15 protein-coding genes and 1 pseudogene are annotated in these 23,098 nt (G+C 66.4%); 4 read left to right on the top strand and 12 right to left on the bottom strand.

All coding sequences use genetic code 11. The annotated features are described in order from the left end of the window. Window positions 1-441 precede the first annotated feature (441 nt). Together MJ785_RS07620 and MJ785_RS07615 are read left to right on the top strand one after the other, a co-directional pair. A complete protein-coding gene (locus tag MJ785_RS07620) occupies window positions 442-1,254 on the top strand; it encodes a hemerythrin domain-containing protein (RefSeq protein WP_239309027.1) in 813 nt (270 codons plus the stop codon). Between the two features lie 61 nt (window positions 1,255-1,315). Continuing rightward, window positions 1,316-1,951, top strand: coding sequence for a TIGR03085 family metal-binding protein (locus MJ785_RS07615; protein ID WP_239309029.1), 636 nt, complete (start codon window positions 1,316-1,318; stop codon window positions 1,949-1,951). 41 nt (window positions 1,952-1,992) lie between these two features. Here MJ785_RS07615 and MJ785_RS07610 read toward each other — a convergent pair whose 3' ends face one another. Then, on the bottom strand, window positions 1,993-3,165 hold the full coding sequence (locus tag MJ785_RS07610) for a glycoside hydrolase family 26 protein (protein WP_239309031.1): 1,173 nt from the start codon (window positions 3,163-3,165) through the stop codon (window positions 1,993-1,995). Window positions 3,166-3,673: 508 nt separating this feature from the next. Further along, window positions 3,674-4,294, bottom strand: a complete 621-nt coding sequence (locus tag MJ785_RS07605; RefSeq protein WP_239309033.1) for a TetR family transcriptional regulator — start codon at window positions 4,292-4,294, stop codon at window positions 3,674-3,676. 275 nt (window positions 4,295-4,569) lie between these two features. Between MJ785_RS07605 and MJ785_RS07600 the strand changes: the two genes are divergently transcribed. After that, entirely contained in the window at window positions 4,570-6,063 is a 1,494-nt protein-coding gene (locus MJ785_RS07600) for an MFS transporter (protein WP_239380259.1), read from the top strand. Between the two features lie 80 nt (window positions 6,064-6,143). Here MJ785_RS07600 and MJ785_RS07595 read toward each other — a convergent pair whose 3' ends face one another. The 7 genes from MJ785_RS07595 to MJ785_RS07565 form a co-directional block, all read right to left on the bottom strand. Further along, on the bottom strand, window positions 6,144-7,148 hold the full coding sequence (locus MJ785_RS07595) for a beta-ketoacyl-ACP synthase III (RefSeq protein ID WP_239309037.1): 1,005 nt from the start codon (window positions 7,146-7,148) through the stop codon (window positions 6,144-6,146). 80 nt (window positions 7,149-7,228) lie between these two features. After that, entirely contained in the window at window positions 7,229-8,467 is a 1,239-nt protein-coding gene (locus MJ785_RS07590; RefSeq protein ID WP_239309039.1) for a DNA polymerase III subunit delta', read from the bottom strand. Window positions 8,468-8,550: 83 nt separating this feature from the next. Further along, complete coding sequence (gene tmk, locus MJ785_RS07585) at window positions 8,551-10,899, bottom strand: dTMP kinase (RefSeq protein WP_239309041.1); 2,349 nt, start codon at window positions 10,897-10,899, stop codon at window positions 8,551-8,553. Further along, window positions 10,899-13,952, bottom strand: a complete 3,054-nt coding sequence (topA, locus tag MJ785_RS07580; RefSeq protein ID WP_239348204.1) for a type I DNA topoisomerase — start codon at window positions 13,950-13,952, stop codon at window positions 10,899-10,901. The genes tmk and topA overlap by 1 nt, the downstream gene beginning before the upstream one ends. A gap of 402 nt (window positions 13,953-14,354) precedes the next feature. Next, window positions 14,355-16,694 carry a sodium-translocating pyrophosphatase gene (locus tag MJ785_RS07575; RefSeq protein WP_239309044.1) on the bottom strand — a complete coding sequence of 780 codons (2,340 nt, stop codon included), beginning with the start codon at window positions 16,692-16,694 and terminating at the stop codon, window positions 14,355-14,357. A 568-nt stretch (window positions 16,695-17,262) separates the two neighbouring features. After that, the gene (locus MJ785_RS07570) at window positions 17,263-17,784 is read right to left on the bottom strand and encodes an ATP-binding protein (protein WP_239309046.1); all 522 of its coding nucleotides are present in this window, start codon (window positions 17,782-17,784) and stop codon (window positions 17,263-17,265) included. 421 nt (window positions 17,785-18,205) lie between these two features. Further along, the gene (locus tag MJ785_RS07565; protein ID WP_239309048.1) at window positions 18,206-18,547 is read right to left on the bottom strand and encodes an anti-sigma factor antagonist; all 342 of its coding nucleotides are present in this window, start codon (window positions 18,545-18,547) and stop codon (window positions 18,206-18,208) included. 326 nt (window positions 18,548-18,873) lie between these two features. On the opposite strand from MJ785_RS07565, the gene MJ785_RS07560 reads away from it, so the two are divergent. Further along, complete coding sequence (locus MJ785_RS07560; protein ID WP_239380258.1) at window positions 18,874-21,384, top strand: DEAD/DEAH box helicase; 2,511 nt, start codon at window positions 18,874-18,876, stop codon at window positions 21,382-21,384. A 132-nt stretch (window positions 21,385-21,516) separates the two neighbouring features. Here MJ785_RS07560 and MJ785_RS22195 read toward each other — a convergent pair. The 3 genes and pseudogenes from MJ785_RS22195 to MJ785_RS07555 all read right to left on the bottom strand — a co-directional run. Beyond that, a pseudogene (locus MJ785_RS22195) lies at window positions 21,517-21,855 on the bottom strand (Rv3654c family TadE-like protein); the annotation flags it as partial. Window positions 21,856-21,958: 103 nt separating this feature from the next. Then, window positions 21,959-22,429, bottom strand: coding sequence for a TadE family type IV pilus minor pilin (locus tag MJ785_RS22025; RefSeq protein WP_239373111.1), 471 nt, complete (start codon window positions 22,427-22,429; stop codon window positions 21,959-21,961). A gap of 91 nt (window positions 22,430-22,520) precedes the next feature. Then, window positions 22,521-22,835, bottom strand: coding sequence for a DUF4244 domain-containing protein (locus MJ785_RS07555; RefSeq protein ID WP_239380257.1), 315 nt, complete (start codon window positions 22,833-22,835; stop codon window positions 22,521-22,523). Between the last annotated feature and the right edge of the window lie 263 nt (window positions 22,836-23,098).

Here is a 23,098-nt window from a genome sequence, read left to right as displayed (position 1 = left end):
CGGTGGTGGTTCGCGATCTTGCGGGCGATGGGCGGTTTGTGCCAGGCCAGGTGTTGGTTGCCGTGCGCGCCGGCCGTGATTGAACAGCTGGGTGATCTGTTGTGATTGACGATGGATAGCGAAGTTGAAATGTTGGGTATAGAGTTTGTCTGATGATTAAGAGCGTCCGGCAATAGGGGTGTGGATCAAGGAGCGGGGTTGGGGTGCGTGCATCGCGAGGCTGCGCGGGGAGCCACCGGCGGTGGTGGGTGGGGGCCGACGAGCCGGGTACCCCTGTATCGCGCGGCGATGGATGGGGAGCGATGACGCGCGGCGCCGCCTGGGCGGCGCGAGCCGGACAGCCCCGCTGCCGGGCGCTCCAAGGAGCGTCGATTCAGCCGCTGGCGGCTCGGTCGTCGCCTAGCGGTCCCGTATTGGCAGTGCGCAGGCTTGGGGGTGGCAATGATGTCCACAACAGGGCCGGAGGGGACGGCGACGACCGAGAAGGCCAGAGCCGGCGAGCGGGACGATTCGAGCGGGACGTCCCTGCCTGAAATGATCAAAGCGTCGCATGACGCCGCGACACACCTTGTTGGTCTTACCTTCACCGAGGCCGCGACCTCGGGGGATCCGAGACGCGCGTTGCGAGCCGCCGACACGGCGGTTGCGGCGATCAGCGCCCATATGTACGCCGTGCAGACATCCGTCTATCCCATGGCGCGTCGCCGCCTCCCGGACAGTCGGCCGCGCATCGCCGAACTGTGTGCCCAGGGACGGGAAACCGCGTCGGTGCTACGCGGCATCTCCCAGTACATCCAGGGCGACGTCCACCGGCCGGACGAGTCGATGGGCAGGCTGCGTGAGCGTCTTGCCGAGCTTGAGGAACAGCACATCGCGGCGGAGGAGGCCCTGGTCGCCGATCTCGACAAGGCGCTCTCCCCAGACGACCGGCGCCGGATGGCCACCGCGTTCCGACGATCGATGCGGCGGGCACCCACCCGCCCGCATCCGCACCTTCCCCGCACCGCTGTCGTCGGGAGCCTGGTGCTGCGGCTCGCCGGGAGCTGGGATCACATCCTTGACACCATGGACGCCCGCATTGCCGCGGATGGACCGGTGCGCGCACCAGCACCGGCGGGCCTGTGGGGCTGGTACCTGCTCGGCCGCCCGGTCCCGCCGCCGGACACCGCCGGCACCGCCGCCGGTAGCACCGCCGCTCAGCGGCCGGCCCCCAGCGCTTCCCCGGCGGCGGGAGCGGGGGAGGGCGGGCCCTGAGGCGAGTGGCGGCCGCGTCGGTAGCCAGCCAGGGCGATGCGAAGGTTTTAGCATTGCGTGCATGGGACGTGCCCGTGCGCAGCGTGTGGCTCTTGCGGATCTGCTGGATGAGGTCGGTCCGGCTCAGGCTACGCTGTGTGCTGGCTGGACCGCTCATGATCTTGTTGCTCATTTGGTGACTCGGGACCGGGTGCCATACGCACTGCCTGGTTTCGTGATTAAATCACTGCATGGTGTGACGGCGATGGCGGAGAGAGCCACCATGCGCGGTGATACCTTTCCGGACCTGGTGAGGATATTCCGTGACGGTCCACCATGGTGGCATCCAACCCGTTTCGGCCTGGTCGACGACGCCGCGAACCTGGTCGAGTTCTTCGTCCATCATGAGGATGTTCGACGGGCCAGGCCAGGGTGGAGCGGATCCCAGCTCGACGACGGGATGCAGCGGGCGCTCTGGCGATCGTTTCAGATGTTCGGCCGGGCCGCCTACCGACGGTCCGCTGTCGGGGTGGTTGCTGAGCGCGCCGACGGCCCGGGGCGGGTCGTACTGCGTCGTGGTGCCGGTGAGGTAACCCTCGTCGGTAATCCGGCCGAACTCCTCCTGTTCGCCTTCGGCCGCCGCGACCATGCCGTCGTTGATGTCCACGGTGACAATGGCGTGGTCGCGGCCTTCACCGGTGGAGAGGCCAGCCGGTGACCGGTTGTGGTTGCGGGGCTCGGCGGTGCCCTATAACGCCATCACCACAACAGCGCGTAGGTCTGGGCACCGTTGGGCTGTTCAGTCGGGTTGACCAGGGCGGAATGGACGTTGCCCGCGTCCGGACTGTTGAAGTACGCCTCGTAGGACAAGACGTCGGCGTTGGCGACGAACGTGTCGTGCATCTTCCGGATGTAGAAGGGGTTGTCCCCACCCGACTGCCCGGCTGCCGCGGCACCGGTGTCCTGCTTGCCGACCAGTCCCCATTCCGGTACGGAGAACTTCTTGCCGTGCGCGCGGGCAAATCTGATCACTGAGCAGAGCCCCTCGGCTTCGTTGCACTGGGTGTTCCAGGAGTTCTCGTCCGTGCTTGCCGGCCACATGTCGAAGGTGTCGATGCCGATGACATCGACGTACGCGTCACCCGGGTAGAAGTCGAATGCGCCGTCGGTATGTGCGTTCATCGTCCAGTCGATCCGGACCTGGGCAGCTGTCTGCCGGATGGCACCGACCACCTGTTGGAAGCAGCCGACCCACGACCCCGGCCTGCTCGAGGCCGACCATGGGAACCAGCTGCCGTTGAATTCCCAGGCCAGCCGGACAACGGTGGCCGCGCGGCCCTGGTTGGTCAGCCACCGGCCGAACTCCTGCCAGTGGGAGTTGTAGGCTCCTGACGCGCAGGCGCCGATGTCGCCGCCGGAGGCGGGGAAGAACGGCTGACTGATCACCCAGGTGCCGGGGAAACCGGCGAACTTCTCCGGGCCCGCGCCAAGCCACGGATGGGTTATCGTTTCCCAGCTTGACCGGTCGGCGAAGGTGACGACCACGTCGACCGGCCGTCCGCGAAAGGCCGACCACTGGTTCGCCTGTGTCAGCGTGCCCGCGGCGACGCCGCTCATCCACCCGGCCGTTGCCTGCGCTGTGGCCGCCGATCCGGTGGGCCCGTCGGCCGTCATGGATGTGCCGGGCGCCCCGGCGGTCACGGCGGCTGATCGGACGGTGGCGGCGCCGGGGCTGGCTGGGGGGCTGGCCGGGGGGGTGAGCGTGCCGGCGGTATCGGCTGCGGATGGAGCGGGTGTGGCTGCCACCATCGCGCTCTCGACCTCGTTACGGCCGGTGGGAGCGATGCGGCAGCCGAGGCTCGTGGTTGCGATCGTCAGCACACCCAGGCCGGCGAGCCAGAGCCGGCCGCGCCGCGACAGCACCTTGCGCACCGAGGTCCTCGGGCTGCCGGGTGCATGTGCGTACCTGTTCTCGGCAGTGATCCGGCCGGCTTCGTGTTGCTCCGTTGTCAGACGCGTTGAATCAGTCAGTGTTGTGTTTCGGAGTGGTCTCCGTGTTTTTTTGAAGATTTCTTGGTGTTTCACACTCGACCTCCTCCGCTCGAGAAGGCTGCGACACAACAGGGTGCGCACGATCCGTAGCTGGGGGAAGTGTCTAGGCGACGGGCTTCAGCAGGCCTGGCGTGGGCGGGCGGCAGCAAAGTCATCATCGGACGATGAGGCTACACGGACCCGGTTCAATGCCCTGCGGATGGGTATATCAGCAGGTCAAAGAGTTTTTGATCAGATCTCCGTGTGAAGGTGGAGCTGGTGCGGTCCGTCGTTTGTTGTGTTTATATTGTTCTAATTTGGTGAAGGAATGTGTTTCCAGGCAAAATTGCCTGTGTCCGTTGTTGCTGTTCGGGCCCGTCAATATCTGGACTGGACCGCGGCGGCTTGTTCAGGGCTGTACGGCAGCTGTGGCGAACGCCACGCCCACCGTCACGAACGCCTCGTCCACCAGATCGGCCAGGTCGGTGTCGTCGTTGGCGCTCAGCCACGCCGTGTGGGCGGCTTCGAACACGCTCAGGGTGACGCCGGCGATGAGCGCGGGCCGGAGGTCGGTCGCTGGATCCGTCGCCATCCGGTTCGCCATCGCATCGGCCAGCATCGTGCGCAGGACCAGCTGTTTGTCGATCCTGCGGGCACGCAGCGACGGGGTTCTCTCAATCAGGCCGTTGATCGCCACGGACCGCTCGCGGTTGCGGCTCATGTCTTCGATCAGGGGGGTGAGGGCGTTGCGTGCAGCCAGGAGCGCGGGCTCGTCGGCCGGCCGGGCCAGCGCGGCCTGGCGGAACTGCTCCCCACGGGCCTCGACGTGCGCCAGGACCGCATCCTCCTTCGTCTGAAAATACCTGAAGAAGGTGCTGCGGGACACGCCGGCCGCCGCGGCGATCGCATCCACCGTGACGGCGTCGAAGCCGTGCTCGAGGAACAGCTCGACTGCGACCTGCGCCAGGTCACCGCGGACGGTCGTCCGTAGCCGTTCCCGGAAGGCGGTTATCCCGGTCGGGTTGGTCATAGAAGTCACCTGCGTGGTCGTGGGCGTCGGATGCGTCCGTTGATGTTCGGGGCTACCACAATGATCATTGTTGCTCCGCGGCTGTTTCGCGAGGTGGTGATCTACGTCGCCAAGCCGATCTCAAGTCGATCTCCAGAGATGAAGTGTAGGCCACATCCCGGCGCCGTTTTCGATACATAGATACTTGGTATCGTCAATGATACTGAGTATCATCCTTTATATGTTTTATTGATCATGGGATGTGCTCCTATCGGCGAGCGAGAGGACTGTCCAGTATGACGGCCGGGGTGGATGGAAGACGCTCGTCATCGGTGACCTTCGCGGCTCTCAGCCTGTCGGCGCTGACCTTCTCGCTGCTGCAGACGATGATCGCGCCAGCGCTGCCGACGATCCGGGCGGAGTTCGGCGCGAGCCAGGCGGGCATTGCCTGGATCATGACGGCCTACCTGCTCAGCGCATCCGTGGCGACCCCGATCCTCGGGCGTCTCGGAGATGTCTGCGGTAAGAAGCGCGTGCTCGTCGTTATGCTCGCGGTGCTTGGTATCGGCACAGTGATTGCCGCGCTTGCGACGTCACTGCCCGTGATGCTCTTTGCCAGGGTCATCCAGGGGGTGGGTGGAGCGATCTTCCCGCTCGCGTTCGGGATCATCCGGGACGAGTTTTCGCCGGAGAAGGTCGGCAGCGCGATCGGTGTCGTGTCAGCTGTGCTCGGGGTTGGTTCCGGGACGGGGACGGTCATCTCCGGGCCGATCAGCAGCCACCTGGGCTATCACTGGCTGTTCTGGCTGCCCGCGATGGCCATTGCCGTGGCGCTGGTGACGACCATGCTGCGGGTGCCGGAATCACCCGTCCGCGTGGGTGGAAACGTGTCGGTCACCGGCGCGTTGCTGCTTGCCGCCTGGCTTGTCGCGCTGCTTCTCGGGATCAACCAGGGGCCCCGGTGGGGATGGGAATCCGCCTCGGTTCTCGGTCTGTTCGCGTTGGCGGGGCTGCTCATCGCACTCTGGCTCGCTGTTGAGAGCCGTAGTGCCGAGCCGCTTGTGGACATGCGGATGATGCGGATTCCCACGGTGTACCGGACGAACATCACCGCGGTCCTCTTTGGCTTCACGATGTTCTCGGTGATGGTGTTCGTACCGCAGTTCGTGGAAACGCCTCGGTCGGCAGGCTACGGGTTCGGGGCGAGCGTCACCGCAGCTGGCCTCTACATGGTGCCGGCCAGCGTATTCATGCTGGTAGCCGGAATATTCGCCGGCCGCATCGGAGCCCGGTACGGCACGAAGATCCCGCTCCTCCTGGGTACGCTCATCGCGACTTCCGCCACCAGCGTCCTCACGTTCGCGCACAGCCAGAGCTACATGATTTACATCGCCACCTCGTTGCTGGGAGTAGGTATCGGGCTGGGCTTCGCGGCGATGTCACACCTCGTGGTTGTAGCGGTTCGCCCTGACCAGACCGGAATCGCGTCCGGGATGAACGCCAACATCCGGACGATCGGTGGTTCCATCGGCACCACCGTTACCGCCACTGTCATCGCAGCCGGTGCAGGCGCGGGAAAACTGCCGCATGAAAGCGGTTACACGAACGCGTTCCTGCTGATGACCGCCGGGCTCGCCGTGGCCGTGGTCGCCGCCGCCTCGCTTCCGAACGTCCGGCCGTCGTCGGGTGCTGACGGCATCGCGGTGGCCGCGCCGGAGCGGATGGGTGCCAGCCCCGTGCCGCGCCCCCGGAGCGCTCGTGGTTCCGGGGCCGCCGTCGCCGACAGGTAGCCTGTGCCGGCGGGAGACGGGCCCCTGCCGAACACCCGTGCCCCCGGAGGTCCAGGGGCCGGAGGTCAGGGGGCCGGAGGTCAGGGGAGCCGGACGACCTGGGCCGCGTAGACGAGACCCGCGCCGAAGCCGATGAGCAGCGCAAGGCCACCCGAGGGCACCTCACCGCTCGCGAGAACCTCGTCCATCGCGAGCGGAATGGACGCACCCGAGGTGTTCCCGTGCACCGCGACGTCCCGGGCGACGGTCACGGTGCCGGGCAGGGCGAGCACCTTGCAGAGCATGTCAATGATGCGGATGTTGGCCTGATGGGGAATGAAGGCGGCGAGCTCGTCCGCGCTGATCCCGGCCATGTCGAGGGCCTGGCGCGCGACGGGCGCCATCTGCCATGATGCCCACCGGTATACCCGCTGCCCCGCCATCCGCATTGTCGGCCATGGCAGCTCTGGGTTGTCGCGCCATTCCAGATAGGAGCGGTCGTGTCCGATCGCGTCCCGGCCCGAGGAATCAGAACCCCATACGACCGGCCCGATGCCCGCTGTTTCCGACGGCCCGACGACAATCGCTCCGGCGCCGTCCCCGAAAAGAAAAGCCGTTCCGCGGTCATGCGGGTCGATGATGTCCGACATCCGTTCGGCGCCGATCACCAGAACGTACGTGGCGCTGCCGGCGAGCACCATGTCGCTGGCCACCGCAAGAGCATGGCAGAAGCCCGCGCACGCGGCTGAGAGGTCGAACGCGGCCGCCTGCCGGGCGCCGAGCCGGTTAGCCACGTCGGTGGCCACCGATGGTGACTGCGTGACATGGGACATGGTGGCCACCACGATGCAATCGACATCCGGGACTCCGATGCCGGCGCTGGCCAGAGCTTTGCCACCGGCCGTGGCTGCCATTGCTCCCAGTGATTCATCCACAGCCGCGAATCGCCTGCTGCGAATACCGGACCGAGATTCTATCCACTCGGGAGTGGAGTCTATCCGTTGACAGATCTCAGCGTTGGATACTATTTTTATGGGACGATAGGCGCCCACGCCAAGAATTCGGCTGCCGGCGGGACGGACTCGTGCCCGGATGATTCCACTCACATCCGGAGCATACTATGTTGTCCCCTGTTCATGGTACGGAATGACTTAGTGGCACTGTTGTCGGTACGGTGGGTAATGATCTACCCGGTGCGCAGTTCGAGGGTGAGTGCTTCTATAGCCAGTAGCGGGACGAGGGCGGGATTATCCGCCAGCTTCCGCCGGTACCTCAGCACCGCCTCGAGCCGGCGCAGCGTCTGCTCCGGGGTGGACGCCCGCGCGGCCCGTGTCACGGCATCGCCCTGGTCCGGGTGGATCGCGTCGACCGGTGCACCCAGCTGGACGACGAGCACGTCCCGATACCAGCCGGCGAGGTCGACCAGCGCCCGGTCAAGAGAGTCGAGCACGGTCCGTCGGCCACGGCTTTTCTGCGTTTTCGCCAGTTCCTTGAGAGCTCCGGCGGCACCCCGAACGGCCACGGCCCGGGTCTTCGCGCCGGGCTTTGGTGCCCGCGCACGCTTCGCCGTGCTGCCAGCGGATGTTGCACCCACACCGAGCGAGATCTTCAACGCCTCGGTTTCGGCCTCGTCACGATTCGTGTTCGCCGCGTCCGCGTCGGCGTTCGCGGCGGCCACCAGGTCCGCGGCCGCGTCGAGACAGTCCCCGGTGCGTTGCAGGCGGGTCGGGATACGCAGGACCTCGGTGCGCCGGTCCCGCGCCGCTTCGTCGGCGGCCAGCGACCGGGCCCGGTCCACATCGCCCGCGGCCGCCTGGGCCGCAAACTGGGCAAGGGCGGGATCGATCCCGTCCCGTCCCAGCACCGCGGCGACCTGTGTGGGGGTGGGCAGGCGCAGCGAGACGACTCGGCAGCGCGACCGCACTGTCGGCAGGACGTCGTCGACCGACGGCGCGCAAAGGAGGAACACCGATCGCTTGGCGGGCTCCTCCAACGCCTTGAGCAGGGCGTTGGCGGCCTGATCGGTAAGCCGGTCGGCGTCTTCGAGAAGCAGCACCCGCCAGCGGCCCGATGTCGGCGCGCTCGCGGCGTCGCGCACCAGCTCCCGGATGTCCTTCACACCCAGCGACAGCCCCTCCGGGCGTACCGAGCGCAGATCGGACGCGGTGTCCGTCAGGACGGTGTGGCAGCCATGACACCCACCGCATCCTGGGGGGGAGTTCTCGCAGTTCAACGCCGCCGCGAAGGCACGCGCTGCCGTCGACCGCCCAGCGCCCGCCGGGCCGGTGAACAGCCATGAATGGGTCATAGTGGCTCTGGCCGCGACGAGCCCACCGCTCCCGGTCACCCCGGCTGCCGTGCTGGCTGCGCCCGCGAGGGCCTCGATGACCGGTTCCTGGCCGATCAGGGCATCCCACACGCTCACCCGTCCATTCTCTGACGCCGCTGGTCGACGGTTACCGGCGGGCCGCACCACGGCCCGTGGGGAGCCGCTGGACGGCAGGCGGGTTATCGAGCCGACGGAGTTTTCCTCGTTGCTGTGGGGCGGCCGGGCAACAGCTCGGCCGTAACCGCCGTAGTCGCCTCGGTGGCAGTGCTCTCAGCCCGCATGCTCTCAGCCCGCATGCCCTCAGCTGGTCCGGTGGAGGCAGGCCCAACAGGCGGGTCCGCGGCGACTGAGTCGCGATCAGCGCGCAACCGTTCGTTGATGACATCCCGGATCTTGTTGTGCAGCGTCCGGGGCGGCTGGTCCGCGTCGAGTACCACGTAGCGGCCTGGCGCGCTGTCAGCGAGTCGGTGGAACCCCTCACGCACCCGTTCGTGAAAGGCAAGCCGCTCCGCCTCGATCCGGTCGATGCCGGCTGTGGGGCTGGTAGCCGGGCCGCTCGGGTCGCGGGTCGAGCTGTTCCGCTCGGCCCGTTCTCGGACCCGACGGAGGCCGATCTCGGCGGGAAGATCGAGGAGGATCGTGATGTCGGGGACCAGGGACTGGGTGGCCCACCGCGACAGCGCCGCGACCCCGTCCGCCCCGAGTTGACGGCCGGCGCCCTGATAGGCAACGGATGAGTCGATGAAGCGGTCACTGACGACGACCGCGCCCCGCGCCAGCGCCGGCTCGATGACCCGCGCGACATGCTCGGCACGGTCAGCGGCGTACAGCAGCGCCTCGGTACGAGGGTGCAGCCGCGTCGTGGGGTCCAGCAACAGTTTCCGTAGCGTTGCGCCGATGGCGGTCCCGCCGGGCTCATGGGTGATCACAACTTCACGCCCCGCGGACGCGAGCCATGATCGTAAATGTTCGGCCTGTGTCGATTTACCGGATCCCTCGCCACCTTCGAGGGCCACGAACAGGCCGGCATGGCGAGGACGCTGTGGTGATGTCTCACGCCCCAGCAGGGCGTTCCGCAGCTCGGGAATGATCGCGATGCCGGTACGCTGATCCATCTGCCGGTAGGCGAACAGGCCGACGGCCACCGCGAGCAGGCCGCCGGCAAACAGGACGATCGTGACCCCGTCGGCACGGAGCTGGACGCCGCCAAACAGGCTGATGCGGTGTGATCCGATGATTCCCACCAGCGCCGGCGCGGCCGCGAGCACCACCAACAGGTCGATACGGACCAGGGACTGGACCAGCGCGAAGGTTCGTCCACGCAACTCGTCGCTTACCGCTGCCTGCAACAGGGTGTAGCCGGTGACCCATGCGATCCCGGCGAACATGCCGACGAAGACGACCAGGACACAGGCGAGAACAAGGTTGGGCATGACGGCTACCGCCAGCATGGCCACCCCGGCCGCGGTGACGCTCAGGCCGAACAGGCGGGACCGGCTGAAGTCACCGAGCAGCCGCGGTCCCAGCGCCATCCCGGTGGCGAGTCCCACGAACACCGCGCCGAACAGGACACCGTACGCGGAGTCGCCACCGCCGAGAATCTGGACGTAGAGCCGCCCGAGCGCCACCACGCAGCCGGCACCGGCGAACCCCCCGAGAATACCGATCACCAGACCGCGGACCAGCCGGTTGTGACCGACGAAGCGCCAGCCCTCCGTGATCGACGACCACAGCCCGGGGTGCGCATCGGCGCGTTGGAGTGCTGTCCGGCCGATCCCGCGCAGCCGGAAGATCACAATTGCTGATACCAGGAACGTCGTCGCGTTGAAGAAGAGCGCGAGGTCCAGCGGGGAGGTCTCGAAGAAGGACACACTGGTCGCCAACGCCCGCGACAGGGTGGCCAACAGCGAGAAGACCGCCGCACCCAGTGGCGCTGAACCGTACGTGGTGATCAGACTCAGCGTGTTCGCCGCGGCGAGCCGCCGTGCGGGTACCAGGTTCGGCACGCTCGCGTCCTTGGCCGGGTTCCAGAACAGGCTCACGCACTCGATCAGCAGCGATGCGACGAGCAGCCAGGTCAGCGTCCCGACCAGCGGAATGGACATGAACAGCCCGAACCGCAGGATGTCCGCGACGACCATCGTCAACCGTCGGTCGAGCCGGTCCGCCACGACACCGGCGAGCGGTCCGAAGATCAGCGCTGGCAGCAGTCGGACGATCAGTACGGAGCCGATGGCGAATGCCTTGTCGGAGAAGCTCGCCCGCAGTGAGCTGGCCAGCGCGGTCGTCGCGAGCAGGCCCATCCAGTCACCCAGGCTGGACAGGGCCAGCGCCAGCCAGAGCTGGCGGAACTGCGCGATCCGCAGGACCGCGCGGAAATCTCCTTCGGTGTGCTGGCGCGGATCATCACGGGTTGCGGCGGGCGTCGGTGATGTGCTGCCGGTAGACGGTCCGCCACCATCCGACGACGCTGCCGGGGCTGGCCGCGAACGGGGTGGGCCGTGGTCACCGCCTACCGGGTCGCCCATCAGTCCGTCCGGCGTGGTTGGGTTGACGAGGTGCCCGTCGTGCCGCCGTCCGTCCCGGTCGTGCTTTTCTCGCTCGCAGCCTTCTTCGCCGGGGCCTTCTTGGCCGGGGCTTTCCGGACGGTGGCCCGTTTCGTGGCGGCCGGCTCCTTGGCGCCTGATGCGGCAGCGCGCGCTGTCCGCCGTTTGGGCGCCGGCCCGCGGGCGCGCCGTTCGGCCAGTAGCTCGGCTGCCCGTTCCACAGTGATCGACGCAACCTCGTCGCCCTTGCGGAGGCTCGCGTTCGTCTCACCATCGGTGACGTATGGGCCGAATCGGCCCTCCCGCAGCACCATCGGCGCACCGCTGGCCGGGTCGGCGCCGAGTTCGCGCAGCGGCGGGGCTTGCGCGGCTCGCTTGCGTCCTCGTGCCTTCGGCTGTGCGATCAGCGCCAGGGCCTCATCCAATGTCACGGTGAACAACTGCTCCTCAGACTCCAGCGACCGGCTCTCCGCTCCCTTCTTGACGTAGGGTCCGTACCGGCCATTCTGGGCCGTCACCTCTTCGCCGTCCTGTGCAACGCCCAGCGATCGGGGCAGGGTGAGCAGTTTGCGCGCATCGGCGAGGGTGACCGTCTCAACGGACATCGTGGCCAACAGGCTCGCCCTGCGCGGCGGGTCGTCGTCTGTGCTGACGTACGGGCCGAAACGTCCGATCTTGACGGTGATGGTCGCGCCGCTGTCCGGGTCGGTGCCAAGCGACCGGTCCCCGCTCGGCGCGTCGAGCAGTTCCATCGCTCTCGCCACGGTGAGCTCGTCCGGAGCAAGATCTTCGGGGATGCTTGCCCGCTGGTCACCGTGTTGGATGTACGGACCGTACTTACCCACTCTGATCATTACGGGTTGCTCGTCATCCGCCGTACCCAGGTGGATCGAGTTCACCTCGCGGGCGTCGATCTCGCCGAGCCGCTCGCCGACCAAGTGCTTGAGCCCGCCTGACCGCGCGACACCGCCCGGCTGGCCCACGTCCGAACCGAAGTAGAACCGGGTCAGCCAGTCGATCGACGCCGCCGTACCGGCCGCGATGTCGTCGAGGTCGTCCTCCATCGAGGCGGTGAAGCGGTAGTCGACCAGCCGACCGAAATGCTCTTCCAACAGGCCGACCACGGCGAACGCGACGAAGCTGGGAATCAGCGCGCTGCCCTTCTTCCACACGTACCCGCGGTCCTGGATCGTCCCGATGATCGACGCATAGGTGGACGGCCGCCCGATGCCAAGTTCCTCAAGGGTCTTGACCAGGCTCGCCTCGGTGAAGCGCGGCGGCGGGCTGGTCGTGTGCCCGCGGGGGTTCAACTCGCGGGTGGCCAACCGGTCACCCTGGCGGACGGCTGGCAGGCGGCGTTCACGGTCCTCAAGCTCCGCGTCGGGGTCGTCCGCGCCCTCGACGTAGGCGCGCAGAAAGCCCGGGAAGGTGATGACCTTTCCCGACGCCGAGAACTCGGCATCCTCCCCCGCGCTGGACACCCCACCGAGCCGGACCGTCGCCGACGTACCGAGAGCGTCGGCCATCTGGCTTGCGACCGTCCGCTGCCAGATCAGTTCATAGAGCCGATAGCCGTCGATGTCGTCGCGGAGTGCGGCACGCACCTCGCCGGGGGTCTGGAAGTGATCCCCGGCCGGTCGGATCGCCTCGTGCGCCTCCTGGGCGTTCTTGACCTTTTTCGTGTAGGTACGGGGCCGCTCGGGCACGTACTCCGGCCCGTAGAGGGTTCGGGCCTGCTCCCGGGCGGCGGTGAGCGCGGTTGCGGACAGGTTCGTCGAGTCCGTCCGCATATAGGTGATATAGCCGTTCTCGTACAGCTTCTGCGCTACCTGCATCGTCCGCTGGCTGGAGAAGCGCAGCTTGCGGCCGGCCTCCTGCTGCAGGGTGGATGTCATGAACGGCGGGTAGGGAGAGCGGCGGTACGGTTTGGTCTCCACCGACCGAACCGTGAAGATCGTGTCGACAAGCCTGCCGGCCAGGGCGCGCGCCGCGGTCTCGTCGAGCCGCACCACGTCCGCGGCGGTGAGCTCCCCGGAGGAGCTGAAGTCGCGTCCGGTGGCCAGCCGCCGGCCGTCGAGCGCGACCAGGTTCGCCGGCAGCGGAGTGCTGTCGGGCGCCGCGGCAGCCGGTACCCGGTCCGGCGAAGCGCCGTCACCCGTCGCCTGCGTCGCCCGCGTCCCGAAGACCCCTTCGATGTTCCAGTACTCGGCCGCGGTGAAGCGCATCCGAGCGCGTTCGCGTTCCACCAGGATGCGGGTTGCAACGCTCTGGACCCGACCGGCTGACAGCTTCGGCATCACCTTCTTCCACAGCACCGGGCTGACCTCGTAGCCGTAGAGCCGGTCGAGAATGCGCCGGGTCTCCTGCGCGTTGACCAGGTTCTCGTTGATCTCGCGCGGGTTGTCCACCGCTCGCTGGATCGCCTGAGGCGTGATCTCGTGGAAGACCATGCGTTTCACCGGCACGGTCGGCTTCAGCGTCTGCAGCAGGTGCCAGGCGATCGCCTCGCCCTCGCGGTCCTCATCTGTGGCGAGGTAGAGCTCGCTCGCTTCCTTGACCAGCGCCTTGAGCTTGCTGACCTGGGGTTTCTTGGTGGGCGTGACGACGTAGAGCGGCTCGAAGCCGTTGTCGACGTCCACCCCGAGCCGGGCCCACGGTTTGCCCTTGTGCGCGACCGGCACTTCCTCGGCGTTGCGCGGTAGGTCCCGGATGTGGCCGATACTGGACTCGACCTGCCAGCCGGGGCCGAGGTACCCGGCGATGGTCTTTGCCTTCGCGGGTGACTCAACAATCACCAGCCGGGTCCCGGTGCCGCTGGGAGCGGTCGATGAGGTACCGGTTCGATTACTATTCGTGTTCGTCCGCGTGCTGGGACGGGATGCGGTGCCGTTGCCGGACGTGTCGATGTCCGTGTCGGGCTCGGCGCCGGTGCCGAAGGCCGTGGGCTCGACGACGGGCGTCGATGACCCGGCGCTCGATGACCCGGCGTTCGACCGGCGCGTCCCGCTATTTGTCGGCTTCGTGCGCGGGGGCACTTCTCTCCTCGTTGCAGGGGGTGGTTCGACTTCGGCTGTGCGACTCGTAGGGTGTCGGGCTGCGGTGCGGACGGCCAAACTGCCGGTGGAAACCGGCCTGGGGCTCGTTGCGAGCTCCCGGGCCCATATCCCGACAGTAGGTCGACACACACCGGTATGTCAGCCGGCGGCGCGGCGGCTTTCTCCGGCGTCCGGTGTTGTGGACGCCGGAGGAGACCGTACGCCGTGTCGCGCACCCGGGTCTGCTGACGTCGACGGAGCGGGCCCTGACGGGACCCGGTCCGTCACCGCCGGATGCCCCGTTCCGGCGGTGACGGTGACTCCTCCTTCCCACTCCTTCCCCCTTCTTCTCCCTCCTTCTCCTCCTCTTGGTGCGCCGGGTGGGAGCGATGAGGGGATTGGCTACACTGTCGCCTTCGGGGTGGCTGCCGAGCGCTGTTCGGTCACTGCCGGTGCAAGCCCTAGTGCGGTATTACGTCGTTTCGAGTAGATGATGACGGTGGAAATCACCCCGACGACCACGACGGCGATGGCGATCCGTAGCGGTTTGTTCTCGTCATCACCGACCGAGTACTTCACCACAGATGGCGCGATCAACAGGCTGACCAGATTCATTACCTTGATCAGAGGGTTGATCGACGGGCCGGCGGTGTCCTTGAACGGATCACCGACGGTGTCACCAATGACGGTGGCGGCGTGGACGTCGGAGCCCTTGCCGCCGTAGTTGCCGTCTTCGACGAGTTTCTTCGCGTTATCCCAGGCCCCACCGGAGTTGGCGAGAAAGACCGCCATGAGGACGCCGCCGGCGATCGCCCCGGCAAGGTAGGCGCCCAGCGGTGGGTAGCCGAGTCCGAAGCCAACCGCGATCGGCGCGAGAACCGCAAGAGTGCCTGGAGTGACCAGCTCTCGTAGTGAGTCCCGGGTGCAGATGTCGACAACAGCACCGTAGTCGGGCTTCTGGGTACCATCCATGATTCCTGGCTTGGTTCGGAACTGGTCGCGTACCTCCTCCACCACCCGTCCAGCGGCGCGCCCGACCGCGTTGATCGCGAGCCCGGCGAACAGGAACACGACCGAGGCGCCGATGATCAATCCGACCAGGGCGTCCGGATAGGCGATGTCGAGGGTGCGCGATCCCAGGGCGGTCCGGCCTGCGTCGATGAGCGCCTCGTTGACCGTGTCGGTGAACGATCCGAACAGAGCGGTGGCGGCCAGCACCGCGGTGGCGATCGCGATGCCCTTGGTGATGGCCTTGGTGGTGTTGCCGACCGCGTCGAGGGAGGTGAGGATCGCGGCACCTTCGCCGTCCATGCCCTCACCGGACATCTCGGCAATACCCTGGGCGTTGTCGCTGACCGGACCGAAGGTGTCCATGGATACGATCACTCCGACCGTTGTCAGCAGTCCGGTGCCGGCCAGGGCTACTGCGAAGAGCGCTACTGTGGTACTGCCGGAGCCGAGCAGGTATGCGCCGAAGACCGCCGCGCTGATGAGCAGCGCCGAATACACGGCCGACTCCAGCCCGACCCCGATACCGGAAAGAATGTTGGTTGCCGGGCCCGTGGTGGATGCCTTCACGATGTCCTGAACCGGCCTGCGGTTGGTTTCGGTGAAGTAACCGGTGAGGAGCTGGATTGCGGTAGCCAGTATGATGCCGATAAGGACAGCTGTGATCGCGATGAACCGCGGGTCGCCACCCTGGCTGCTCTTCTCGAGGCCGGGGAAACCGGCGAAGCTGTCCGGCAGGTAGGCGAACGAGACGATGACCACGCCGACCGCGGAGACCAGCGCCGAGATGAAGAACCCTCGGTTGATCGCCGCCATGCCGTTGCGGTCGCCGGTACGCGGGGCGACTGAGAAGATGCCGATGATCGCGGTGAGTACACCCACCGCGGGAACGAGCAGCGGGAAGACCAGGCCGTTCTCGCCAAAGGCCTTGACGCCGAGGATCAACGCGGCTACCAGCATCACCGCGTAGGACTCGAACAGGTCGGCTGCCATTCCCGCGCAGTCTCCGACGTTGTCCCCCACGTTGTCGGCGATCGTGGCCGCGTTGCGTGGGTCGTCCTCGGGGATGCCCTGTTCGACCTTGCCGACGAGATCGGCTCCTACGTCCGCGGCCTTGGTGAAAATACCTCCACCGACTCGCATGAACATCGCCAGCAGCGCCGCTCCGAACCCGAATCCTTCCAGGACCTGCGGAGCTGTGTCACGGAAGGCCAATACGACGACCGCAGCTCCGAGCAGGCCCAGACCAACCGTGAACATCCCGACGACACCGCCGGTACGGAAGGCGATCCGCATGGCGGCACGCTCCCCCTGCTGGATGGCCGCGGCGGCGGTACGGGTGTTCGCACGGGTGGCGAGCGACATGCCGACGAAGCCGACAAGCGCGGAGAAAACGGCTCCGAGGACGAAGAACACCGAGCGTCCCACCCGGGAGCCGGCCGTGTCCGCCGGCAGCAGCAGCAGCACAAACGGGATCACGACGACGAAGCCCGCCACAGTGATGAACTGCCGTCGTAGATACGCTGCGGCGCCTTCTTGGACGGCCCGGCCGACCTCGATCATTCGGGGGCTTCCCTGGCTCGCGGCGAGCACTTCGCGGACCAGATACCCGGCGACCAGCAACGCGATCGCTGCGATAGCCGCCACACTGGCGACCAGCCCAAGCTGGCCTCCGCTAAGTTCGATGGCGACACCACCGGGGTTTGTACCTGCCTCGGCTTGGATCGGGACCATGGGCCCTCCCGGTCAGGTCGGTGCACCCTCCGAGTCCGCCCGGCGCCAGTTATGGCGTGGCGATGGGCGCGCACGGCCCGACGTCGCACCTGACGACGTCCTCGAGGTCGCCGTCCGGGCGCGAAGGGACGCCGGGCCGGCGTACGCGTCAACGTATGCAGTGCGATCGCCGACATGACTGCCGGCTGGAACGAGTCCGGATGATTATCCGGCTCGCTGTCGTACCGTCATACGGCAACCAGCGCACTGGCCCACGTTCCCCCGAACCTCCGTCCGGTACCACGGGGAGCACTCACGGCATCTCACCCGGCCGATCGACCGAGTGTGCGATGCGGCGCAGTCTATCCACATGGCTGTAACACGCGCTCGTTTTTGGTTGGTCATAGTTGATGAATGTTGTGCTTTGGTGGTTTGTGCATGTTCCCTGGGTGGGTTTCGATGCCCTAGTGGTTGCCGTCTGGTGTCGTTGATGTTACGTGATTACGATAAGTAATCGCGCTCGATGGCGGCTTGCCCCGGTGACCGGCGCGGCGTCCCGGTGCGGCCTCGGTTCCGGTGTGACGCGGAGTCAGATCGCTGAGATCGGTTTGTCCGCCTTCTTGCGGATCGGCCAGCGCATCGTGACGACTGTTCCACGTGTGTCGGGCCATGCGGTAACGGTGACGTCGTCCACGAGGCCCTCGATGAGGGCGAGACCGAGCCCCGCGGGAGCCACCAGCGACGTCTCGTCGCCGATCTCGTCGCCGGCCTGATCCTTGCTGACCTGGGCACAGTCGGTACCGATCAGTGCGGGCGAGGGGACCTGGCCATCGTGGTGGACGGGTGTCCGACCGCGGTCTTGCGGCCCGCGGTCGGACACCGATATCTCGAACACGTCGTCATCGTCGTTGACCCGGACGATTACAGGTGCTTGTGGATCAGACCGGCGGTTCACGCTGACAGCTCGGGCACATGCCTCACCGACCGCGAGCTTGACCTCGTCCAGGATCTCGTCGGGCACGCCCGAACGTCGGCTGATCGCGGCAGCGATCAGCCTGGCTGTGCGGACATGCCCGGGCAGGGCGGCGAAGCGCAACTCGACGATGGGCATGCGTCGAAATACCTGCCTCTCGATGGGTGGTGGGGGCTCTGGGGTGCCTGACCGTTATGGGGGAGAGGGGATGACCGGGTACAGGACTTTCCGACATGCGCTGTGTGGCCGACCACTTCGTTGCGTCCGGTCGCCCGACGGGCATCCATCATGTGACGTCCGGCGTTGCGCGGGGAGTCCCGGGTGCGCAGGCGATCGGCCGGGGCCCGTCTGGCCGCGCGCCCGGGACTCCCCGGCTCGGCCGTCTGGAGCTGGGGAGCCGGCGGCAGGGCCGCGTGTACCGCGGGCCCCGTCGGCCGGGCCCGCCTCCCGGCCGGGCGAAACGCCCGTTCGTGACGTTCTCGGCTGGCCAGGGCGTGTCTGATGGATCGTCGATCGCGCGGATCGGTGCCCACATCGACCAACATCCATCAGGCGCGCCCTAGTCCTTTGCGGCGAGTGCTTCCTCGACCGAGGCATGGATGGGGAAGACCTTCGTGAGACCGGTGATCCGGAAGATTTTCAATATCCGTTCCTGGGTGCAGACGAGCCGCAGTGACCCCTCGTGCGCCCGGACCCGCTTGAGGCCGCCGACGAGTACACCGAGACCGGTCGAGTCGAGGAACTCGACGCTTTCCATGTCGACGATGAGGTGGTACGACCCGCCCGACACAAGATCGATGAGCTGCTCACGCAACTTCGGTGCCGTGTAGACGTCAATCTCGCCGCCCACGACGACGATCGTGAAGTCCCCTTCCACACGGGTCGTGAGAGACAGGTCCACGGTTCCTCCTAGCGTGTGTTCGACAGCCGTCCGGCGGACGGCCGGCATCACGGCGGCACTACCCTCCCACGCTCGGATCAATCCGGCTCACCGCGACACAGCCGTTGCCTGCATCCACTGGCATTCTGCATATTATTGCGATCTCATTGTTTTTCTATTGTTCATCGTTGACTGTGTGATGTCTCGCTGCGATCAGCGCGATGTGTCACGTCGGGACGCTCCAGCGAACGACACAGGGCTGTGTAGCCGGCACGTGAGCATGTTTGCCCAGCCAGGCGCGGGTCGAGCGTCCTGGCCTACGCTGGGCTGCTGTGGGCGGAACCGCAGTGCCCGAGGGCGCGCCGGATCGTGGCGCGGTGATTTTTGATCAACTTTTCGCGCGTGCCCGTCGTCGGCGGTGTGTCACACACGTGGAGTACGTCCCGGCTCGGGCTGGTATGCGGGCGCCCTGGCCGGCGTGGGTGGATCCGGTACTGATCGCACGGCTGAGGGCCGCGGGGATTGACGCGCCATGGATTCATCAGGCGCTCGCCGCCGAGCATGCGCACAGCGGACGCAGCGTCGTGCTGGCGACGGGCACCGCTTCGGGCAAGTCGCTGGGATACCTCATGCCGGTGCTCAGCGGTCTGCTGGCCGGACCATCGGCCCGGGCGCTGTACCTCGCTCCGACCAAGGCGCTGGCGAACGACCAGCTCCGTGCGGTTCGTGCGCTCAATCTGACCGGGGTGCGTGCCGCTACTTACGACGGCGACACGCCTGCCTCCGAGCGCGACTGGGTTCGGGCTCACGCGACGTTCGTACTGACTAATCCTGACATGTTGAATCACGGTGTGTTGCCCTACCATCGGCGGTGGTCGGTCTTCCTGCGGGGTCTTCGATATGTCGTGGTCGACGAGTGCCATGGCTACCGGGGCGTGTTCGGCTCCCACATCGCGCACGTGCTGCGGCGGTTGCGACGGGTGGCTGCTCGGTACGGGTCGATGCCCGTGTTCGTCCTGGCGTCGGCGACCGTCTCCGGCCCCGGCCGTTCCGCCGGCCTTCTTACCGGACTCGATGTTGAAGTCGTCGAGGACGATGCCTCCCCCCGGGGCGCGACACGGTTTGTGCTGTATGAACCACCACTCACCGATCCCTGGCAGCCGCCCGCGTCCTCTCGGCCTGGTCCGCCTTGTCCGGCAGCTCTTCAGCTGGCGGGTCCCGAAGCGTCCGCACCGTCGCCCGCGGCACCGATGCCGGCCCGGCAACCAGCGGTATCGGCTGTCCTGGAATCGGCGCCCGGCGGGACGGGACTCGCAGGGCCGGGGGGCTCGTCGATCAATGATCACGGCGGGCAGGTTCGCCGCTCGGCCTCCGCCGAAGCCGCGGATCTGCTTGTGGATCTCGTGATCGACGGTGTACGTACTCTTGCGTTCGTACGCTCGCGGCGAGCGGCGGAAGCAGTTGCGCAGTCGGCCCGGCGAGCGTTGTCGGACGTGTCGGAGGAGCTCGCGAAGCGAGTTGCGGCCTATCGTGCGGGCTACCTGCCGGAGGAACGCCGGGAGCTGGAGGCGGATCTGCGCTCGGGACGGCTGCTTGGGGTTGCCGCGACGAACGCTCTCGAACTGGGTGTGGACGTTACCGGGCTGGATGCCGCCATCATCACCGGGTATCCGGGCACGCTCGCATCGTTGTGGCAGCAGGCGGGTCGCGCGGGCCGTGACGGCCAGGGAGCCTTTGTGATCATGATTGCTCGTGATGATCCTCTTGACACCTATCTCGTGCACCACCAGGAGGCCTTGTTTGGCCGGCCGGTCGAGGCCACCGTGCTTGATCCTGACAACCCTTACGTGCTCGGTCCCCATTTGGAGTGCGCGGCGGCCGAACTGCCGTTGACCGAGGCTGATTTTGATCTTTTCGGGCCGGCGGCCCGGGTCACAGTCGATGATCTCGTGCGTCGCGGTCGGCTCCGGCGCCGGCCGACAGGCTGGTACTGGACGCACCAACACCGACCGAATGTTGATATCCGTGGCATCGGCGGTCCGCCCGTGCGGATCGTGGAGGCCTCGACCGGGCGTCTGCTCGGAACGGTGGACGCCGCGGCGTCGCATGCGACGGTCCACCGCGGCGCGGTATATCTCCATCAGGGCAGTTTTTACGTGGTCACCGAATTTGATCTTGATGTGGCGGTCGCCTTTGTTGAGGCGGGCACGCCGGGCTGGACAACATCGGCCAGGGACGTGACCAACATCACGGTGATGGACGTGGCCCGTTCCCGGCGCGTCGATGAGGTCGAGCTGCACCTTGGGATGGTCGAGGTCAGTAGTCGGGTAGTGGGCTACCAGCGACGTCAGGTCGTGACTGGACAGGTGCTGGGGGAGGAGCCGCTTGACCTTCCCCCACGGCATCTGCGCACCCGGGCTGTCTGGTACACGGTGACCGACGATCTGCTGGCCGAGGCGGAGATCGATGAAGATGATGTCCCGGGTGCGGTCCATGCGGCCGAGCACGCGGCGATCGGCATCCTTCCGCTGTTCGCCACCTGCGATCGGTGGGATATCGGGGGGGTGTCCACCGCGTTGCATCCCGATACGGGCAGGGCCACGGTATTTGTCTATGACGGCCATCCGGGTGGAGCGGGCTTCGCCGAACGGGGCTTTCTGCACGGTGGGCCCTGGCTCCGGGCGACTCGAGATGTGATCGCCGCTTGTGAGTGCGTTGCTGGATGTCCATCGTGTGTGTACTCGCCAAAGTGCGGCAATGGTAACGAACCGCTGGACAAGCCGGCCTCGCACCGGTTGCTGGCGGCTGTACTGCGGCGACTCGATCCGACCGGAGCCGGGCAGGACACGCCTTCGTAGGCTGCGAGCTGGCTCTGTCCCGGTGGTGCGGGCCATCTCCACGCGCGGATCACCGGCGCGACCGTGGCTTTCGCGGGTGGGCGGAGCGCTCAGGGCAGAACCGTCAGCGGTTGCGTTCCACGGGCCGGCACGGGCCTGGGCAAGCAACGGTCCAAAGCCTCTGAGCGTTCCGGGCAGATCGATTGCTATTTCAATCTTCACGATATCTCCCGAGATCATGCAGGACAGGACGCGGCCGTGGTTCGCGAATCCGATTTCGTCAGCACGGGCGCACCTGGACAGTGGATTTCCGAATGGATCGCTGGCGGCCGCGAGCGCTGCCATGTCGGCGGCGTTCGCGGCCCGCTGACGATAGACCGCGATCATCGCCACCATCAGGACGACGCCGGTTAAGGCGCCAAGAACGAGAAATGCGGAAAGTACGAGTACGGTCGCCGAGCCCGTGTCGCCCGGACGCTTTCTCCGCGGCATGTTCCCGCCGTCGGATTCATCGTGTAGCCGCCATCGAAACCATTCCTTCGGGCGCGTTTCGATCATGTCTTTCGAAGGCATTTTTCTCCTTCTTTCCTGATTCTCAGGAACTGCTGTCAAGATGGCTTTCTTCGGTGCTTCCGGCTGCTTCAAGCGGTGCTGTTGATGATGCTTTAATAGTGATGAAAGGAGTGATGGAAGCGATTCCCATGGTTGCGTGTGTGTCGAGAGCGACCCGTACCACAACGAAATTAAAGCCACGAGTGATAGATATTTCTGAACCGTGCGGCGCGGCTCTTCCAGACCATAATCGCACTGTTTCGTCAGTTTCCCCGCGAGCGGCGGCACGGGCCCCTACGCGAGCCGCCTCCGCGCACCGCGCTTGAATGGCCACGGCGCTGACAAGCCATATTGAGATCAGCAGCACGAGTATCAGAGACGGGATCGCGAACGCCAGTTCGGCTGTTGCCTGGCCGCTGTCATCAGCCGTGCGCCGTTTGCTGCCGGCTGCCGCGGCGTGAGGAAGGCCAGGTTCTCCGGTGTCGCCAGAGCGGGTGCGGCGTAGCGTAATCATATTGTCGTTGGCACTCTCGGAATCATCGGTCGTCGGCAGAAATTTGTGAGCAAAATTTTTTGCCGTTATCCGAATATCGTTTCGATTCGCCTCAGAACTGAATCGACAATGCCCGATTTATGATGTTGGTCAGTAGCGTGCGGGTTGCCGAACTATGGATAACCGCATAGAGCACGGCGGCGAACCCGACTGCGGCGACTGTGCCCACGGCGTACTCCGCAGTCGACATTCCCGTGTCGTCGCGGAATTTCCGAACAGTTCCGGAAGTGATGTTCCAGCGGCCGGCTCGACCCGACTGTGAGCCGTTTGCCGTCAGGTGCGTGAAAAGCCCAACGAACAGCTTGGTCAACAGCTGTCTCCAATGAGTCATGCGCAGCGGGCCGCGTGCCGGGAGCGTGGGCATCATGGGTGACCTCCAGATCAGCGGCCCCGACCGATTACGGGATTTCTGGCTTGCGACGGAATGTTTCTCCGTCCATACGGCCATTATTTCGTATGAGTGGGTCGATGGCGAGTGCGAGAACCAGGTTGTGGATAACGCTTTGTTTTCCACCGTGCGGCCAGCTGACGGTGACACGCTTGACAGGCCAAACGACAAACTGAGCTCACCAGTCCGCCGGGCTGGCCTCCCAGCGTTGTGCGTCGATGGGCACGCCATCCCCTGCCACT

It is taken from the genome of Protofrankia sp. CiT1 (genome assembly GCF_917627335.1).
GTDB lineage: Bacteria > Actinomycetota > Actinomycetes > Frankiales > Frankiaceae > Protofrankia.
Note: the sequence above shows the minus strand (reverse complement) of the source record. Positions and strands in the feature narration are given on the sequence as shown.

Excerpts from the sequence above, each read along its gene's own strand:
- MJ785_RS07620 (WP_239309027.1), top strand. The coding sequence starts at position 442 with ATGATGTCCACAACAGGGCCGGAGGGGACGGCGACGACCGAGAAGGCC.
- MJ785_RS07615 (WP_239309029.1), top strand. The coding sequence starts at position 1,316 with ATGGGACGTGCCCGTGCGCAGCGTGTGGCTCTTGCGGATCTGCTGGAT.
- MJ785_RS07605 (WP_239309033.1), bottom strand. The coding sequence starts at position 4,294 with ATGACCAACCCGACCGGGATAACCGCCTTCCGGGAACGGCTACGGACG.
- MJ785_RS07600 (WP_239380259.1), top strand. The coding sequence starts at position 4,570 with ATGACGGCCGGGGTGGATGGAAGACGCTCGTCATCGGTGACCTTCGCG.
- tmk (WP_239309041.1), bottom strand. The coding sequence starts at position 10,899 with ATGGGCGACCCGGTAGGCGGTGACCACGGCCCACCCCGTTCGCGGCCA.
- MJ785_RS07575 (WP_239309044.1), bottom strand. The coding sequence starts at position 16,694 with ATGGTCCCGATCCAAGCCGAGGCAGGTACAAACCCCGGTGGTGTCGCC.
- MJ785_RS07570 (WP_239309046.1), bottom strand. The coding sequence starts at position 17,784 with ATGCCCATCGTCGAGTTGCGCTTCGCCGCCCTGCCCGGGCATGTCCGC.
- MJ785_RS22025 (WP_239373111.1), bottom strand. The coding sequence starts at position 22,429 with ATGATTACGCTACGCCGCACCCGCTCTGGCGACACCGGAGAACCTGGC.
- MJ785_RS07555 (WP_239380257.1), bottom strand. The coding sequence starts at position 22,835 with ATGATGCCCACGCTCCCGGCACGCGGCCCGCTGCGCATGACTCATTGG.